The organism is Streptomyces sp. V3I7 (genome assembly GCF_030817495.1).
Taxonomy (GTDB): domain Bacteria; phylum Actinomycetota; class Actinomycetes; order Streptomycetales; family Streptomycetaceae; genus Streptomyces.
This window is the reverse complement of the sequence record NZ_JAUSZK010000001.1, coordinates 6,397,077-6,412,432: the sequence shown is the minus strand read 5'-3', so window position 1 is coordinate 6,412,432 and position 15,356 is coordinate 6,397,077. Positions and strand designations below refer to the sequence as shown.

Here is a 15,356-nt window from a genome sequence, read left to right as displayed (position 1 = left end):
GTTCCGCCGCCACCCGCCCCACCGGCCGCTGCCCCAGCCCCGGCCGCCCCTGTCCCCCGCATCGGCTCCTGCCCGCCCTGTGATCCCATACGCAGGACAGTAAGTGCTCCGCGTGGGAAACGGCAGAAACGACCCGCCCCGCTCGGCGGCCCGCCCGGCCTGCCGCCCAGGTCAGACTGCGCGACGGGCCCTCCTGCGGAAGGATGGGCAGGGGTGGTACGCCATGAATACGAAACACGACCCGCACCGTTCTCCGGAGCCCTCGAGGACGGGGGCACAGCACGCCGCCAGAGCGGCACCGACCGCCGCGGACTGCGGACTTCTGCTGATCAGACTGACCGTCGGGCTGTTGATGGCGGGGCACGGCGCCCAGAAACTGTTCGGGATCTTCGGCGGTCAGGGGCTGGCTGCGACGGGCAAGGGGCTCGAGGCCCTCGGTTTCCGTCCCGGTGAGATATTCGCGCTGGTCGGCGGGTTGTCCGAGTTCGTCGGGGGTCTCCTGTTCGCGCTCGGCCTGCTGACCCCGCTCGCGGCCGCCGCCCTCGTCGGCGTGATGATCAACGCCATGGTGACGGTGACCGGCGCCCACGGTCTGTGGTCGACGGACGGTGGGGTGGAGCTCAACGTCGTCATCGCCGTCGTGGCCATCGGCGTCGCCGCCATCGGCCCCGGGCGGCTGGCCCTCGACCGGTTCTTCCCCTGGGGCAGGGGCGGCTGGGCCGCAGCCGGGGTCGCTCTCGTGCTGGGCGGCATCGCGTCCGCGATCACGCTGAACCTCTGAGCGGCCTCCGCGATCACGCCCCACCTCTGGGCGGCCTCCGCCGGCCCCCGCCGGGCCGGCCCCCGCCGGCCTCCGCGGGGCGACGAAACGACTCCGTGCAGGAGCGGGCGGCCCCGCCGGGCAATCCTCCGGACGAAATGGTCCGTATATATGGGTATGCAGGGTTCCGGGCTTCCGATCGGCCACCGTCTTCCGGACGAGGCTCTGCTCTCCGGACTGGCCACCGGTGACCCGGAGCTCGCTGTCACCTTCGTCCGGCGCTTCCAGCGCACGGTCTTCGGCGTCGCGGTCGCCGTCCTCGGCGATCCGCAGCTCGCCGAGGACATCGCCCAGCAGACCTTCGAGCGCGCGTGGCGGCACGCGCAGATCTACGACTCACGGCGCGGTTCGGTGCTGAGCTGGCTGACGACGATCGCGCACAACCTGGCCATCGACGCCGTCCGCTCGCGCCGGCCGGAGCCGCTGGCGCCCGAGGATCTCGACGCGCTCCTCGACGCCGTGACCGAGACGCCCGAGCAGGCGGCGATCGCGGACGAGGCGGCGTCCCGGCTGCGTACCGCCGTGGCCGGGCTGCCGCGCGAACAGGGCCGGGCCCTGGTGATGGCGGGGATCTACGGGATGACGGCCCAGCAGATCGCCGACCGGGAGGGCATCCCGCTGGGCACCGCCAAGACACGGATCAGGACAGCGATGGGGAAACTGCGGAACACGCTCCCGTCTCCGAAGCGAGGCGACGATGGCTAGCAACGTGACGTGCGAAAAGCTCCAGGAGCTCGGCCCCGAGCTGGCTCTGGGGGTACTGCCTGGCCGGGAGCGTGCGGAGGCCGTCGCGCATCTGGACCGGTGCGCGGACTGCCGGCAGTCCATCGGTCAGCTGACCCTCGTCGGCGACGGGCTGTTCGGCCTGCTGCCGGACCGGGAGCCGCCGGTCGGGTTCGAGTCCCGGGTGGCGCGGTCGCTCAGTCACGCCGCGGCGGAGCGCGAGGGCCGTCCGCGCGCGCGGAAGCACCGCCGGCCGTTCCCCTCGTCCGGTCCCTGGTCCAGTGAGCGCGGACGGCTGCGCGTCGCGTCCGTCATGGCCGGCTTCGCGCTGATCGCCGGGTTCGGCGGCTGGGCCGTCGGCACGGCCATCGAGAACGCGGCCGCCCCGCCCGGCCAGGTCGAGGTCGCCTCGGGCGTCATGGACGCCGACCTGATGACGTCCGGCCCCGGCAGCCAGACGGCGGGAAAGATCTTCGCCGATCCCGGACCGCCGGGCTGGGTGTACGTCTCCATCGACCTGGAGGACGCCGGGATCGACTACGAGGGCAAGATCAACTGCCTGCTGGAGCATTCGGACGGCACCACGGTCCCCGTGCGTACGTTCTCGCTGCACGACGGCTACGGCGTCTGGGAGGTCCCGATGCCGGTCGACACGTCCAAGCTGTCCGGCGCCCGGCTGACCTACGCCGACGGCACGACACTGGCCACGGCGCGCTTCGAGTCGTCAGCTTGACGCGCCCCCTCCTAAGGCATCGTCACGCCGGTGGCCGCTGTCGGCGCTGCCACGGCAGCGTCGCGTCGAAGGCGTCGGCGAGGTCGTGGAGGGCGGGCCGGTCGGACGGTTCGGGCCGAAGACAGCCGTCGATGGCGGCGGCCAGGCTCCGCGGGAGGCGTCGGCGGGCGGTGATCGGCGGGGCGTGCGCTGTGAGTTGCGGATACCAGGCGCCCTGGCCCTCCTCGCTCCTCGTCCCGTCGGGCCAGTCGCTTCCGGTCCTCGAGTACGACTCGTCGGCCGTCCCGTCCTCCTCCGTCTCCCCCCAGTCGAACGGCAGCTCGCCGGTGGCGACCTCGTACAGCGTGATGCCGATGCCCCAGACGTCGGCGGCGGCCGTCAGCGGCCCGCCGCGGGCCTGCTCCGGCGCGAGATAGCAGTCGGTGCCGAGGCCCGCGGGAGCGGTGCCGGGCGGTCGCGCGAGGCTCAGGTCGAGCACCTTGGCGTGCCGGCAGTCGACCACGACGTTGGACGGCTTGAGGTCGAGGTGGAGCAGGCCGTGGCCGTGCAGGTAGTGCATCGCGGAGCACAGGTGTACGCCGAGCAGCGCCACGTCCTCGGCGGCCGGCCGGCGCCGCAGCCGGTGGATGAGGTGGGCCAGCGTCTCGCCGGTCAGGGTCTCCAGCACGACGAGCGGCTCCGGGAAGGCGAAGGTGTCGTACGCGCGGACCAGATGGGGGTGGCTGAAGGACCGCAGCCAGCGGCCCTCGCGCAGCAGCCGGTCACGCAGCCGTTCCTCTTCGCGCCGGTCGGGGCGTACCACCTTGACGACGCACCGGCAGTCGCGCTCCTCGCTCCAGGCGTCGTACAGGTCGAGCCAGCCGGTGCGGGCCAGGTGGGCGAGGATCTCGTAGCCGGGTGCGGGCCGGGTTCCGGGGGCCAGGGGTGCGGGCGCGCGCGTGGTGGCCGGGCTCATGAGCGGGCCTTCTGCGGGGGCGGGGCGGCGAGGGTGCCGCCCTGTCCGGTGGCCGCGTTGAGGCGGTGCAGGCGGGCGTACGTTCCGTCGCGGGCCAGCAGGTCGTCGTGGGTGCCGTCCTCGGTGATCCGGCCGTGGTCGAGCACCACGATGCGGGTGGCGTCGCGCACGGTGAGCAGGCTGTGCGAGATGACGATGGTGGTGCGGCCCGCCATGAGGCGGCGCAGCGGCTCCAGGATGCGCCCGGCCGACTGGGCGTCCAGGCCGGTGGTGGGTTCGTCGAGGAGCAGGACGGGCGCGTTCCTGATCATCGCCCGGGCGATGGCGAGGCGTTGGCGCTGGCCGCCGGAGAGGATGCGGCCCTGCTGGCCGACGAGGGTGTCGTAGCCGTTTGGCAGCAGCTCGATGAACGCGTGGGCGTCGGCGGCGCGTGCCGCGGCGACGATGTCGGCCTCCGTGGCGTCCGGGCGGCCGTAGGCGATGTTCTCCCGGACGGTGCCGTGGAAGACGAGCGTCTCCTGCAGGACGACGGCGGCGCTCTCCCGTACGTCGGCCAGCCGCAGGTCCCGCAGGTCGGTGCCGTCGAGGCGGATCGCGCCCAGGTCGGGGTCGTAGAAGCGCAACTGGAGTTTGGCGGCGGTGGACTTGCCGGCGCCGCTCGCCCCGACCAGGGCGAGGGTCTCGCCGGGTGCCACGGCGAACGACACGTCCTCGAGCGCCCACGGGGAGGTGCCGGGGTAGCGGAAGGAGACGGCCTCGAACTCGACGTGTCCGCGCGCCCGTCGGAGCGGACGGGCCCGGACGGACTCGGTGACCTGGGGGCGCTGGTCGAGGAGTTCGATGATGCGCTCGGCGGAGGCGGAGGCCGCGTAGAAGGTCGTGCCGAGTTGGGACATGCCGCGGATCGGGCTGTAGAGCTTGCTGATGAGCGCGAGGAAGACCAGCAGGCCGCCGAGCGTGAGCGCGCCCTGGGACAGCTTCCAGGTGCCGAGCGCCATGACGGCGAGCGCGCCGCTGACCTCGATGAACTCCACGATCGGGCCGTAGACGGCGTGGATCCGTGCCGAGGTCATCGCCGCCCGGAACCGGCCCACGCTCTCGCGCTCGAAGCGGCGCTCCTCCCAGGACTGCCGGTTGTACGCCTGCACCAGCGCGACGTTGCCGAGCGACTCCTCGGCGACGGCGCTCAGCGCGCCGCTGCGGCGCCGGCGCTCGCGCGAGGCCTGCTTGATGAGCCGCGCGAAGTGGCGGGCGGCGCGCCAGAACAGCGGCACGATGACGAGAGCGAGGAGGGTCAGGTCCCACTGGAGGTAGAGCAACAGACCGAGGAACACGCCCGTTTCGATGACGTAGTAGAGGGCGTTGGCGAGGCCGGAGAGCAGGAAGGTCTCGACGGCGTCGACGTCGCCGGTGACGCGCGAGAGCACGTCCCCGAGCCGCCGCCGTTCGAAGAACGCGAGCGACAGGCTCTGGACGTGCCGGAAGACGTCCGCCCGCAGCGCGAGCAGGAACCGCTCGCTGACCCAGGTGGACGTGACGTCGTCGCCGAAGCCGAGGAGGCCGGAGGCGACGATGAGGCCGAGGTAGGCGAGCGCGATCCAGAGCAGCGGGCCGAGGTCGCGTGGGACGAGCACGTCGTCGACCACGAGTTTGAACAGCCAGATCTCGGCGCCGTCGAGCAGCGGTCCGACCAGGCTGAAGCAGAGGATGACGACGAGCCAGCGCCGGCCGCCGCGGGTGTACGGCCAGAAGCGCCGGAAGATCGCGCGCAGTGGGACGGGCGGCGCGGCGGCGACGACGGCGTCCGGGTCCTCGCCCACCGACAGCAGCCGCCGTAGCAGTACATGCCACGGGACGCGCGCCATGGCCTGCGTTCCTCGTCGTTCGGACACGGCTCAGCGGACCGGAGTTGCGGACTCCGGCCCACTCAGCTGTGTGTGGTTGTCCGTGGTGGTCATCAGTAGCCGTGGCCGCCGTGTCCGCCACCGTGGCCGTGACCGCCGTGACCGCCATGGCCATGGCCGCCGTGGCCGTGACCGCTGTGACCGCCGTGACGGCCGTGACCGCGGCGGTGGCCGCTGAAGTCGTCGTTCCGGGAGGACCAGTCCCTTCTGTGGTCGTTTCGATTCGCGGGAATCAGGTGACTGAAGATAGCCATGTTGTTTCTCCTGGATGCGTCCCCCTGTGAGGGATACGTCCGGGAGCGCGCGTTGGATGGCGATTCCGGGGAATTGGTACAACTTTCTTCTTTCCTTGGTTCCGCCCCATCACCATCCCTCAGCACCACCTTCGAGCCGATTTCGTTCGCACTCTGGCGGACGCGCGTAGACCTCGGGCACTATCTCCCTGCACTGCCTGCACCGCCCGCACAGCCACCTCACAGGAGCACGGTCGTTCGCAGGAAGGGTTCCCCATGAAGATCCGCTCAGCTCTCACCGCCCTCGCCCTCGTCGTCGCCCCGGGCGTCGCGGTCGTCGGCACCGCCACCGACGCGTTCGCCGTCACGAAGATCAGCCAGGCCACCGCGGAATCGATGTTCCGCTCGGTCGGCATCACCTGGTCCTCGTCCGGCAACTGCACCGACCGCTACAACTCCACCTGTACATCGTTCGAGCAGCTCAACCTCGCCACCGCCCAGGGTGCCCAGACGCTCAAGAAGGCCAGCGGCTGCGCCCTCAACATCACCGGCGGCACCGAGACCGGCCACGCCAGCGGCACGTACTCGCACTGGAACGGCTACAAGCTCGACTACAGCAAGTACACGTGCATCGGAAGCTACATCAAGAACAACTTCTCCTACATCGGCCTGCGCGGCGACGGCTACCCGATGTGGCAGTCCGGCTCCGGCAACGTCTACACCGACGAGGGCAACCACTGGGACGTCCTCTACTACAACTGCGGCGGCTGCTGAGCGCCCGCCCCGGTGCCGCTCCGCGTCCGTCCGCCGGGCGGACGCGGAGCGGCGACGCACATGCTTCAGGCATACGTGTCCCCCTGGACGAGGGCGTGCAGGTGCTGGTCGTGCCAGCCGTCCTCGTGCAGCAGGGCACCGCGCATCGTGCCCTCGACGGCGTACCCGGCCTTCTCCGCCACGCGGCACGACGCGGGGTTCGCGGTCGAGTGGCAGAGCCGGAGCCGGTGCAGCCCCAGCTCCTCAAGTGCCCACCGGCTGACGCGTCTTACTGCCTCGACCACCACTCCCCTGCCGCGCCTCGGGCAGGACCCAGTAGACGACCTCGGCACTGCCCTCCTCGAGACTGACGTCCACCCAGCCGATCAGGCCCACGGCCGCACCGCCGTCCACCGGGGCGACGGCCCAGATCGCGGCCTCCTCGCTCTCCCAACGCTTCCGCATCCGCTCGATCCGCAGGCGCGCGTGCTCCGTCGACTCCACGACGAGCCGGTTCCAGAGCCGGATGGCGGGGTCCTGACTCGCGGCGACGAGCACGTCCGCGTCCTCGGACCGCCAGGGCCGCAGCTCCAGTCCGCCGGTGAGGCCGAGCACCGGCTGCGGGGCACGGGCCATGCGACCTGCGGGGACGACGGGTGGCACCGGCGAGAACGGGATCATGACGGCATCCTGTCAGGTGCCCTTGACCGCCTGCCGGCGAGAATGGGCGGTCGAGCTCTGTGGCACGATCACGAACGTATGGCATGCCCCGGTGCCGCTCCCCGCTGAACACCCGTTGTCGCAACCCGCGTTCGCGAACCCGGTGCCGGGGATAGGTTCTCCCCGTGGACGCGAGGGACCTGTTGGCGCGCTCCGGCGGGCCCGTGACCCGGAGTCGGATGAGTCGCGATCTGGCTCAACTGGGGCTCGGCGACGGCGACATCGTCATGCTCCACACCCGCATGTCCGCCCTCGGTTATGTGGCGGGCGGAGCGCGGAGCGTCATCGACGCCCTGCGTGACGTGGTGGGGTCGCGGGGCACGCTGATGGTGTCCTGCGGCTGGAACGACGCGCCGCCCTACGACTTCACCACCTGGCCACGGTCCTGGCAGGACGCCCTGCGCGAGGAGCATCCGGCCTATGACCCCGACCTCAGCGAGGCCGACCACGCCAACGGCCGTCTCCCCGAGGCCCTTCGCCGCATGCCCGGTGCCGTCCGCAGCCGGCATCCGGACGTCAGCTTCGCCGCGCTCGGCCCGGCGGCGGCCGCGCTGACGGCCGACCATCCCTGGGACGATCCCCACGAGCCCGGCAGTCCGCCGGCCCGGCTGGTCGAGCGCGGCGGCCGGGTCCTGCTGCTGGGCGCGCCGCTCGACACCATGACCCTGCTCCACCACGCCGAGGCCCTCGCGGACGCGCCCGGCAAGCGGTTCGTGACGTACGAACAGCCCATCGAGGTGGACGGCCGCCGTGTCTGGCGCCGCTTCCGCGACATCGACTCCGAGCACGGTGCCTTCGACTACGCGGCGGTGGTGGGTGAGGGGCAGGATCCGTTCGAGGCCATCGTCCTGGACATGCTGGCCGCGGGCATCGGGCGCAGCGGACGGGTCGGCGCCGCGGAGAGCCATCTCTTCGAGACCGCCCAGGTCATCGACTTCGCCCTCGCGTGGATCGAGGGGCGTCTGCGACGGGAGGACCACCGACCATGACGGCAACAGGCCCGCGGCACCGGGCGACGGGTGAGGGGCAGGAGGCGATCGAGGCGTTCCTGCGCGCTCACGGAGCGGACGGGATGCCGCATCCGGGCGGCACCCTGCTGGAGCATCTGCGGCGCGTGCAGAGCGTGTTGGCCGACTGGGGAGCGGACGCCGCGGTCCGGACCGCGGGCCTGTGCCACGCGACGTACGGCACCGACGGCTTCGCGCCGAAGCTGCTTCCCGTCACCGAACGGGCGACGCTCGTCGCGTTGATCGGTGAACGGGCCGAGTCGCTCGTCCACTTGTACGCGAGCTGCGACCGCGACGCCGTCTATCCCCGCATCGACGGCACCACGGAGATCACCTTCCGCAACCGCTTCACCGGCGAGGAACACCGGCCTGCCCCCGAGGAGTTGAGGGCATTCCTGGAGATCACGGCCGCCAACGAGCTCGACGTCATGGCGCACAACGCGGAACTGGCCGAGAAGTACGGTCTCGGGCTGCACGACCTGCTCACGCGGGCGGGCTCGCTGCTCTCCCTCGCCGCTCGCCAGGCCTGTGACTCAGCGCTTCGGTCGGCGAGTTGAGCGTGCGCCCATGGGATGAGCCGCCTCAGTAGTCCAGGTCGAGCTGCTCGATGTCGGTGAACTCGACCCGCAGGCCCGCGGCGCGGCGGCCCCGGTCGCGGAAGTACATCTCGCCCAGGCCCTCGGCCAGGATGGCCCGCAGCTGCTGCTCGGTCGCGCCCGCCTCCTGGGCGTCGAAGAGGCGGGCCGCGTAGTCCGGGGGCAGGGCCTGGTTGACGTAGCGGATGCGGGGGTCGTCGCTGCTGCCGGGGGCGGCGGTGAAGCCGAAGCGGGCCCGGGTGGACACGAAGATGCCGCCCTTGGTGGCCGCCTGCTGTCGCGCCCGCTCCCGCACCCGGGGCTGCCAGCGCTTGCGGGTCTCGGCCGCCAGGCGTTCGGCGAGGTCGTGGCGGGGGCGCTTCAGCTGGTCCTTCACATAGCGCTCCACCGTGCGCTGCGAGACGCCGAGCAGCTCGGCGACCGCGCGGGTGCCCTTCAACTGCCGTACCAGGTAACGCATCTGCGCGGGCGCCGACTTGGGGGCCGGGCGGGTGAAGTGCAGGACGGCCGCCTGGTCGAGCGTGTTCCCGATGTCGACCATCGCCGCCTCGCCCTGCTCTCCGTCGTCCCGTGCTCCTGCGCGCCCTCACCGGCGTCACCGGTGTCACCGTGAACGTTACAGGTCAGCGGGGTCGGCGGGCCATGGCGTCCCGGGGTGGGCGCGGGCCGGTGCCACGGTCGTCGTGATCCGGACGATCGACGGCTTCCTCGGCACCGACCCGAAGCCGAACCGCACCGGTGGTTCCACGGGCGTCATGGCGCCGAGGCCGTCGCCCTCGAAGGCTGCCGAGACGGAGCCGATCGTGTGCAGGTCACGGGCCCCGTACCACTCGCGGTCGCCGCCGCGGGCGCTTCCGCGGGTGCGCACGCCGGCCAGGGATGCGCGGGCGGGCAGGTCCGTCAGCCGGCACCACGCCGGACGGCAGGCCAGCATGTCGGGAACGGCCCGCAGCAGCCACCCCAGTACCCCGCGGCCGCCGACGGTGAACCGCAGCGCGAGCGGTCCCGCCGTGACCGACCAGGTGCCGTCCGCGTGGCTCACGTCGACCGGGACGACGCGGACGGCGTCGAAGGTGTAGGTGGCGCTGACGAAGTCCGCCAACGGCCGCGTGGGGGCGAGCAACAGCCGCCGTCCGTCGGCCCGTTCCACCATCACGTCGCTGAACGGCCCGAAGGGCGAGCCGGGCCAGTGCCCGAGGACGATACGCGTCCCGGAGGTGGTGCCCATGCCCGCGATCCAGCCGTCGAAGCGCAGCCGCGGGCGCCGCCTGCCCGCGCGGCAGTCGACGTCGAGGGACATGAACCACACCCCCTCGCAGAAGCGTCTGCTCCAGCCAGTGGACCCGCAGCACGGGCAGCCGCACGGTGATCAGGGCGGCAGGAGCGGCCCCAAGGGGCCGAGGTCGATGTTGAGGTCGTCCATGGTGAGGTCGTACCGGTCGCAGAGTTCGTTCATACGGTCGTAGAGGATCATGAGTGTGAGGCCGAGCCGTTCCTCCTGGTCCTCGGTGAGGTCGCCGCTGTCGACCCGGCGCAGCGCCTGGCGTTCCATCAGCTGGCGCAGCAACTCGACGATGGTGAGGACGAGTTTGACGAGGTCGCGCTCCACGGTCTCGGGGTCGGTGCGCAGACGGCTGAGCGTCTTGCTGGTGCCGCTCGCGGTGCGGGCGGGGGTGTCCTCGGGGCGGGCGGGCAGCAGTGAGAAGGCGCGTTCCGCCGCCTGGTTCACCTCGCGGAGTCGGTCGGGGCGCCGGTCGGCTCGCCGGGGATCCACAGTTCCTCCATCTCGTCGGTGACGGAGACGATCAGTGCGCGCAGCGAGATGCGGACCAGGTCGATGTCCGCGATCGTCAGCATCAGGTCGCCGGTGAGCACCACGCCGCCGGCGAGGAGCCGGTCGAGCAGGTCGATCAGCGCGATCTGCCGGTCGGCGAGGGGCTCGTCGTGTTCCACGGTCACCGCTCAGTCGCTCCTTCCGGCGAAGGAGTACGGCGCCCACGGCCCGGTGACCTCGACGCGTACCCCCGGCAGGTCCTCGGCGGACCGTTCGATCCGCGTCCGGAACTCGTCCACCAGGGGGCGGGGCACGAGGAACGCCGCGTTGGCCACGTTCTCGCCCGGGACGCCCTGGGCGAGCCGGCCCTGCTGCGGGCGGTAGTGGGCGCTGTCGACGGCGAGTTGCCCGGCCTCGGCCTCGATGCGGCGCACGGCGTCGCGTGCCGCCCGCCAGGTGGCGTCCCGGGTGTGCCGCTGCCGCCTGCGCTGCTGGAGGTAGGCCCGCCCGGAGGTCTCGCCGACGCTCGTGCGGGGCGCTTCCTCCTCCGCCGGGGACAGCAGGGCGTACACCTTCACGCCGAGCTCCACGTGGTCCGCCAGCCGGTCGAGCATCCCGGTGAAGTCCTCGGCGCGGGCGTCGAGCATGGCGCGGACGTGGGCGTCGTTGAGATAGATGGTGGCCAGCCGCAGCGGCAGGGTGGTCGCGTGGGCCGACAGGGTCTCGATGACGGCGTGGTGGGGCCGGGCGACCGATTCGAGCCAGTCCAGGTCCTCGAGCCGGACCTTGAGGGCGCCCTCCGAGAACTCCGCCTCGGGTACGCCGCTGACCGCCGCGGCCAGCGGCCCGGACCGGACCAGGGTGACCGGTGCGCCGGCGACCCCGCGGAGGGCGGACAGCGCCTCGGTCAGGGCGTCGTCGGACGCCTGGGCCGCGGGGATCACGCCGTAGGCGTAGCTGAGGAGGTGGGTCTGCGGGGACGCGGCGACGTCCGGGGCTTCTTCGGCTGCCATCGCGCATCAGTCCCGCGTGTCGCCGTCGGAGGAGCGCCGTTCGCGCCGCCGTGGTTTTTCCGGGCCGGATTTCTCGCGGGCGGCGCTGGTACGACCCCGGGAGCGCTCGCCCTCGGGCAGTTCGGCGCCGGCCTCGGACAGTTCGGCCTCGGGCAGCTCGGCGTCGGTCCTGCGGGCGCGGCGGCGCAGTTCCTCCAGCTCGTCGCGCAGGCGGTCGTTCTCGTCCTCCAGGTCGCGCCGCTCGTCCTCCAGCTCCCGCCGGCCGCGCTCCAACCGCCGGTCGTCGGCGCGGGAGGACAGGGCGGGGTCGTGCTCCCACCAGTCGATGCCGATCTCCTTGGCCTTGTCGACGGAGGCCACGAGCAGCCGGAGTTTGATGGTGAGCAGTTCGATGTCGAGCAGATTGATCTTGATGTCGCCGACGATGACGATGCCCTTGTCGAGCACGCGCTCAAGGATGTCGGCGAGGTTCGCGCTCGAGTCCCTGCCGCCGCCATAGGGGGAAGCCGCCCGTGACGGGACCGTGCTGAGGGAGTCGGATCCTGCCACGGAATTCCACCTCGTTTCCTGCGCGGATCAGCGCCTCGACGCGGCCGTCCTGCGCGACCGCCTGGGTGTGGGCTCTTCCTCTTCTTCCTCCTCCTCTTCCTCCTCGGCGGCGTACTCGTCGTCGCCGGGCTCCGTCTCGTCCTCGTCCTCGAACTCCTCGTCCTCCTCTTCCTCTTCCTCCTCGTCCGGCTCCTCGTCCTCGTCCTCGAACTCCTCGTCCTCCTCCTCTTCTTCCTTCTCCTCGTCCTTGCGCGGCTCCTTCTCGTCCTCGGCCCTGGGCTCCGTCTCTTCCTCTTCCTCGCTGACCACCTCGCCGTCGCGGATCTCGCCGCGCCAGCTGCCGGTGGGCTCACCGCGCATCATGATGAACTTCCGGAACAGCTTCAGGTCCAGCCGCGCCCGGCGGCCCTGCGACCGGAAGAGCGCACCGGTCTTCTCCACCGGGCCCTTGGGGGCGTACTCCAGGACGACCAGGACCTTCGTCAGCTGCTCGCCGAGGGGGTGGAAGGTGATGACACCGCGGGTGGTGCCCTTGTCTCCCTGGGACTCCCACACGATGCGTTCGTCGGGGATCTGCTCGGTGATCGTCCCCTGCCAGGCCCGCTTGGACTTGGCGACCTTCACGCGCCAGTCGGTCGTCGTCTCGTCCTTCTGCTCGACCGACAGGACGCCCTTGGCGAACTGGCCGAACTCCTGGAACTGGGTCCACTGGTCGTACGCCACCCGCACCGGCACACCGACGTCGACGTCCTCGATGATCGTCAGCTTCTTCGCCTTGGCGGCCGGCTTCCCGGACGCGCCCATGGCCTTGTGCGCGGCCGCGCCCGTCGCCTTGGAGATACGTCCCATCAGTGCGGGAAGTGTCTTGCCCGGCAGGACCTTCCGGCCGAGGTCGCCGGCCAGTTCACCGATCTTTCCGACGCCCAGGCCGGGCACGTTCCCGCCGACGGCCTCGCCGATACGCCGGCCCATCCCGGTCAGCGCGTGATCGACGCGGGCCTCGACATAGCGTTCCAGCTCTTCCATGAGCCGGTCCGTGGCCGGGTTTTTGCCGGCCTTCTTCTCAGCCATGGTCCGCACTCCTCTTCCCGGTGCCGGAAGCGGAGGTCTTCTTCGCCCGCGGGCCGGTCGTCTTCCGCGTCCTGCGTGCCTCGCCGCCGGACGCCGACGCCGACGCCGGTTTCCTGTTCCTGGACGGCTTGGCGTCCGGCTCCTCCTCGTCCGGCTCTTCGTCGTCCGGCTCTTCGTCGTCCGGCTCCTCCTCGTCCGGCTCCTCCTCGTCCGGCTCCTCCTCGTCCGGCTCCGTCTCCTCGGTCCTTCCGGTCTTCTGGGCCTTCCTGGTCTTCGCGCCGGCGCCCTCGCCCGTGTCGTGGAGCTCCTCGGTGCGCTCGCGGAGCACATCGGCCAGCCGCTCCGCCCCGGCGGTCAGCACGGTGTCGGCGGCCGCCTTGCCCGCACCCGTCAGCTCCTCGCGCAGCCGGTCGTTGACCACGCCGAGGACCGGTGCCTGGGAGAGCACCTTGCCGAGCTTCTCAGCCCGCGACCCCGCGCCGGCCAGCAGCAGTCCGAGACCGATGGCGACCTTGGCCTTCTTTCTGCGTCCCAGCAGATATCCGCCGATCACAGCGGCTGCGATGTTTGCTTGTCTCATCTTGACCATCTCACCGGTGTCGCCTGTCAGGCGAAGCTGTACGGCGGCAGGGGCCCCAGGACCCGGAGCCCGGCCTGCTCCCCGAGCCGCTCCGCCAGGTGTCCGGCCGCCTCGGCGAACGCGTCGGCACGCTCCCGGTCCACCAGGAACGAGGCGTTCACGGCGTACTGTTCCGAGGGCGGCGCGAGCCGCTCGGCCTGCGCCAGCGGCTGGAGTTCCGTGACGACCTCCGCCGCCATCGTCTCCTGCCGGCGCATGACCTCCTGGGCCAGGATCTCGCCGAGCCTCAGCCGGTCCTCGTACCTGGCGTCGGGCTGCTTCGTGGCCTCGTTCAGGTTTCGTATCTCCTCGGACTCCTCGAGGATCTGACGCAGCGCCGCGTCCTCGTTCCAGGCGGCCTTCAGGTTGAACTCGACGCGCTCCGCGAGTCCCTTGATACGTTCGGCGTACTCCTGCTCCCGTTCCGTGAGGACGGCTCGTACCGCGTCCTCGTCCTCGGCGATCATCCCGAAGGGCAGGGGCAGCGTGACCCCGTCCTCGAACAGGCGGTCCTGGACCGCGTGATGGGCGTCCAGGTCCCGGCGGCTGACCTTCAGGTCGTCGGGGACGTCACTCACGACGGCGGACACGGAGTCGCCGCGGATCGCGCGAAGGTCGGCGGGAGGGTCCCCCACCCCCTTCACGTCGTCGAGATTCAGCGGATGCGATGCCCCGGTGATGGCGTACACGTACAGGGACATGACGGTTACTCCTCCTCCCGTTCACGGCGCCGGGATGAGCGGTGGTGCGACGAGGAGGACTTACGGGCCCGTTCGGGCTCCTCCTCTTCCTCCTTGTCCTCGTCCGCGCTGTCGCGGCCTCCCTGCAGCGACTCCGTCAGCGTCTCCACGGCGCCGCTCAGCGCGCCCTTGCTCTTGCCCTTGGCCCCGCCTTCGGTCAGCTTCTCCGTGACGTCGGTGAGCTGGGCCGGAGCCTTGCGCCCGGCTTCCAGGTCCAGGCGGTTGGCGGCCTCGGCGAAGCGCAGATAGGTGTCGACGCTGGCGACGACGATGCGCGCGTCGATCTTCGCTATCTCGATGCCGACCAGGGACACCCGGACGAACACGTCGATGACCAGACCGCGGTCCAGCACGAGATCCAGCACGTCATAGAGGTTTCCGCCGCCTCCACCGCCGGTCGCCGTCGCCGCCCCTTGCTGCGGCATGACAGTCACAACTACCTCCCTTACCGGTCCACCTGCGAGCCCGTGTACCGGTTGTCGCGTTCGTACGCCATCAGGTTTCCCTGCGCGTCCAGCTCGACCTGGTAACTGGCCATGATGCTGGTCGTCTCGGGTATCCGGGGCACCTCCACGACCTCGACGCGGGCCTCCCAGCCCTCGTCCGTGGGCTTCAGCGCGGACACCGATTCCGGTCGCGTGCCGAGCAGCTCGCCGAGTTGCTCGGCGGCGCTGCGCATCGCCTCGGGCGCCGACACACGCTCCGGAGAGGCCGACCGCTTGTCCGGTCGTCGCTTCGACGTACCTGTTTTCTGGTGCTCATCGTGCTCGGCCGTGATCATTCACCGCCTTACTCGCTCAACTCAGCGTTGCTGCCTTCTAAGCGGCGTACCCTGATCCATCTGGCATATGCCGACAAAACGCCGATTACGAGTGGCTACCGGCTCTGCCAGTAGGCCTGGATCTCCGCCAGCCGGTCGAGCAGTTCCTCCTCACGCCGGGTGAACTCCTCCTCGTCGATCTCCCCGGCCTGGAGCCCGCGTTCGAGCTCCGCGAGTGCGCGTTGCACCGGCGCCGGGTCGTAGTACTCGTTCTCGGCTGCTTCCTGGACGCGCTCCGCCACCCATACGACGCCGCGCACGGGCGCCAGGGGGAGGGTGGCGAGCTGCGTGAAGAGCCCCATAACGCTCTCCTCGTGCGAAACCGT

Annotated in this window: 21 protein-coding genes; 6 read left to right on the top strand and 15 right to left on the bottom strand. The window is 71.2% G+C overall.

All coding sequences use genetic code 11. From position 1 onward, the window contains the following. Positions 1–223 precede the first annotated feature (223 nt). The 3 genes from QFZ74_RS29645 (at position 224) to QFZ74_RS29635 (ending at position 2,276) form a co-directional block, all read left to right on the top strand. Positions 224–781 carry a DoxX family protein gene (locus QFZ74_RS29645; RefSeq protein ID WP_307623922.1) on the top strand — a complete coding sequence of 186 codons (558 nt, stop codon included), beginning with the start codon at positions 224–226 and terminating at the stop codon, positions 779–781. 156 nt (positions 782–937) lie between these two features. Beyond that, complete coding sequence (locus QFZ74_RS29640) at positions 938–1,525, top strand: RNA polymerase sigma factor (protein ID WP_307624321.1); 588 nt, start codon at positions 938–940, stop codon at positions 1,523–1,525. Continuing rightward, entirely contained in the window at positions 1,518–2,276 is a 759-nt protein-coding gene (locus QFZ74_RS29635) for a zf-HC2 domain-containing protein (protein ID WP_307623921.1), read from the top strand. The genes QFZ74_RS29640 and QFZ74_RS29635 overlap by 8 nt, the downstream gene beginning before the upstream one ends. A gap of 22 nt (positions 2,277–2,298) precedes the next feature. Here QFZ74_RS29635 and QFZ74_RS29630 read toward each other — a convergent pair whose 3' ends face one another. Both QFZ74_RS29630 and QFZ74_RS29625 read right to left on the bottom strand, forming a co-directional pair. Next, positions 2,299–3,231 (bottom strand): serine/threonine-protein kinase, encoded by a 933-nt coding sequence (locus QFZ74_RS29630; protein WP_307623920.1) that lies wholly within the window; start codon positions 3,229–3,231, stop codon positions 2,299–2,301. Then, positions 3,228–5,096: an ABC transporter ATP-binding protein gene (locus QFZ74_RS29625; RefSeq protein WP_307623919.1), complete on the bottom strand. Its 1,869-nt coding sequence runs from the start codon at positions 5,094–5,096 to the stop codon at positions 3,228–3,230. Before QFZ74_RS29625 ends, QFZ74_RS29630 begins: the two co-directional genes overlap by 4 nt. Positions 5,097–5,644: 548 nt before the next feature. Here QFZ74_RS29625 and QFZ74_RS29620 point away from each other — a divergent pair. Next, the gene (locus tag QFZ74_RS29620) at positions 5,645–6,142 is read left to right on the top strand and encodes a hypothetical protein (RefSeq protein ID WP_307623918.1); all 498 of its coding nucleotides are present in this window, start codon (positions 5,645–5,647) and stop codon (positions 6,140–6,142) included. 243 nt (positions 6,143–6,385) lie between these two features. On the opposite strand, the gene QFZ74_RS29615 is transcribed toward QFZ74_RS29620, so the two are convergent. Beyond that, complete coding sequence (locus QFZ74_RS29615; protein WP_307623917.1) at positions 6,386–6,802, bottom strand: GNAT family N-acetyltransferase; 417 nt, start codon at positions 6,800–6,802, stop codon at positions 6,386–6,388. 164 nt (positions 6,803–6,966) lie between these two features. Here QFZ74_RS29615 and aac(3) point away from each other — a divergent pair, with 164 nt between their 5' ends. Next, positions 6,967–7,830: an aminoglycoside 3-N-acetyltransferase gene (gene aac(3), locus QFZ74_RS29610; RefSeq protein WP_307623916.1), complete on the top strand. Its 864-nt coding sequence runs from the start codon at positions 6,967–6,969 to the stop codon at positions 7,828–7,830. After that, positions 7,827–8,405, top strand: coding sequence for a DUF6817 domain-containing protein (locus QFZ74_RS29605; RefSeq protein WP_307623915.1), 579 nt, complete (start codon positions 7,827–7,829; stop codon positions 8,403–8,405). The genes aac(3) and QFZ74_RS29605 overlap by 4 nt, the downstream gene beginning before the upstream one ends. A 25-nt stretch (positions 8,406–8,430) precedes the next feature. Here QFZ74_RS29605 and QFZ74_RS29600 read toward each other — a convergent pair whose 3' ends face one another. From QFZ74_RS29600 to QFZ74_RS29545, 12 genes are all read right to left on the bottom strand, one after another. Continuing rightward, on the bottom strand, positions 8,431–8,985 hold the full coding sequence (locus QFZ74_RS29600) for an XRE family transcriptional regulator (RefSeq protein WP_307623914.1): 555 nt from the start codon (positions 8,983–8,985) through the stop codon (positions 8,431–8,433). Positions 8,986–9,060: 75 nt separating this feature from the next. Then, on the bottom strand, positions 9,061–9,744 hold the full coding sequence (locus QFZ74_RS29595; RefSeq protein ID WP_307623913.1) for a hypothetical protein: 684 nt from the start codon (positions 9,742–9,744) through the stop codon (positions 9,061–9,063). Positions 9,745–9,813: 69 nt separating this feature from the next. After that, a complete protein-coding gene (locus QFZ74_RS29590) occupies positions 9,814–10,218 on the bottom strand; it encodes a gas vesicle protein K (protein ID WP_307623912.1) in 405 nt (134 codons plus the stop codon). After that, positions 10,170–10,403, bottom strand: coding sequence for a gas vesicle protein (locus QFZ74_RS29585; RefSeq protein WP_307623911.1), 234 nt, complete (start codon positions 10,401–10,403; stop codon positions 10,170–10,172). Before QFZ74_RS29585 ends, QFZ74_RS29590 begins: the two co-directional genes overlap by 49 nt. A gap of 3 nt (positions 10,404–10,406) precedes the next feature. Next, positions 10,407–11,231, bottom strand: coding sequence for a GvpL/GvpF family gas vesicle protein (locus QFZ74_RS29580; protein ID WP_307623910.1), 825 nt, complete (start codon positions 11,229–11,231; stop codon positions 10,407–10,409). 6 nt (positions 11,232–11,237) lie between these two features. Beyond that, the gene (locus QFZ74_RS29575; protein ID WP_307623909.1) at positions 11,238–11,780 is read right to left on the bottom strand and encodes a gas vesicle protein; all 543 of its coding nucleotides are present in this window, start codon (positions 11,778–11,780) and stop codon (positions 11,238–11,240) included. A gap of 27 nt (positions 11,781–11,807) precedes the next feature. Further along, on the bottom strand, positions 11,808–12,851 hold the full coding sequence (locus QFZ74_RS29570; protein ID WP_307623908.1) for an SRPBCC family protein: 1,044 nt from the start codon (positions 12,849–12,851) through the stop codon (positions 11,808–11,810). Beyond that, positions 12,844–13,431 (bottom strand): ABC transporter substrate-binding protein, encoded by a 588-nt coding sequence (locus QFZ74_RS29565; RefSeq protein ID WP_307623907.1) that lies wholly within the window; start codon positions 13,429–13,431, stop codon positions 12,844–12,846. The genes QFZ74_RS29570 and QFZ74_RS29565 overlap by 8 nt, the downstream gene beginning before the upstream one ends. A 26-nt stretch (positions 13,432–13,457) precedes the next feature. Then, a complete protein-coding gene (locus tag QFZ74_RS29560) occupies positions 13,458–14,171 on the bottom strand; it encodes a GvpL/GvpF family gas vesicle protein (RefSeq protein ID WP_307623906.1) in 714 nt (237 codons plus the stop codon). Positions 14,172–14,176: 5 nt separating this feature from the next. Next, a complete protein-coding gene (gvpJ, locus tag QFZ74_RS29555) occupies positions 14,177–14,635 on the bottom strand; it encodes a gas vesicle protein GvpJ (protein ID WP_307624320.1) in 459 nt (152 codons plus the stop codon). 20 nt (positions 14,636–14,655) lie between these two features. After that, complete coding sequence (locus QFZ74_RS29550; RefSeq protein ID WP_307623905.1) at positions 14,656–14,991, bottom strand: gas vesicle protein; 336 nt, start codon at positions 14,989–14,991, stop codon at positions 14,656–14,658. A gap of 95 nt (positions 14,992–15,086) precedes the next feature. Then, positions 15,087–15,332 carry a gas vesicle protein GvpG gene (locus QFZ74_RS29545; RefSeq protein WP_307623904.1) on the bottom strand — a complete coding sequence of 82 codons (246 nt, stop codon included), beginning with the start codon at positions 15,330–15,332 and terminating at the stop codon, positions 15,087–15,089. Between the last annotated feature and the right edge of the window lie 24 nt (positions 15,333–15,356).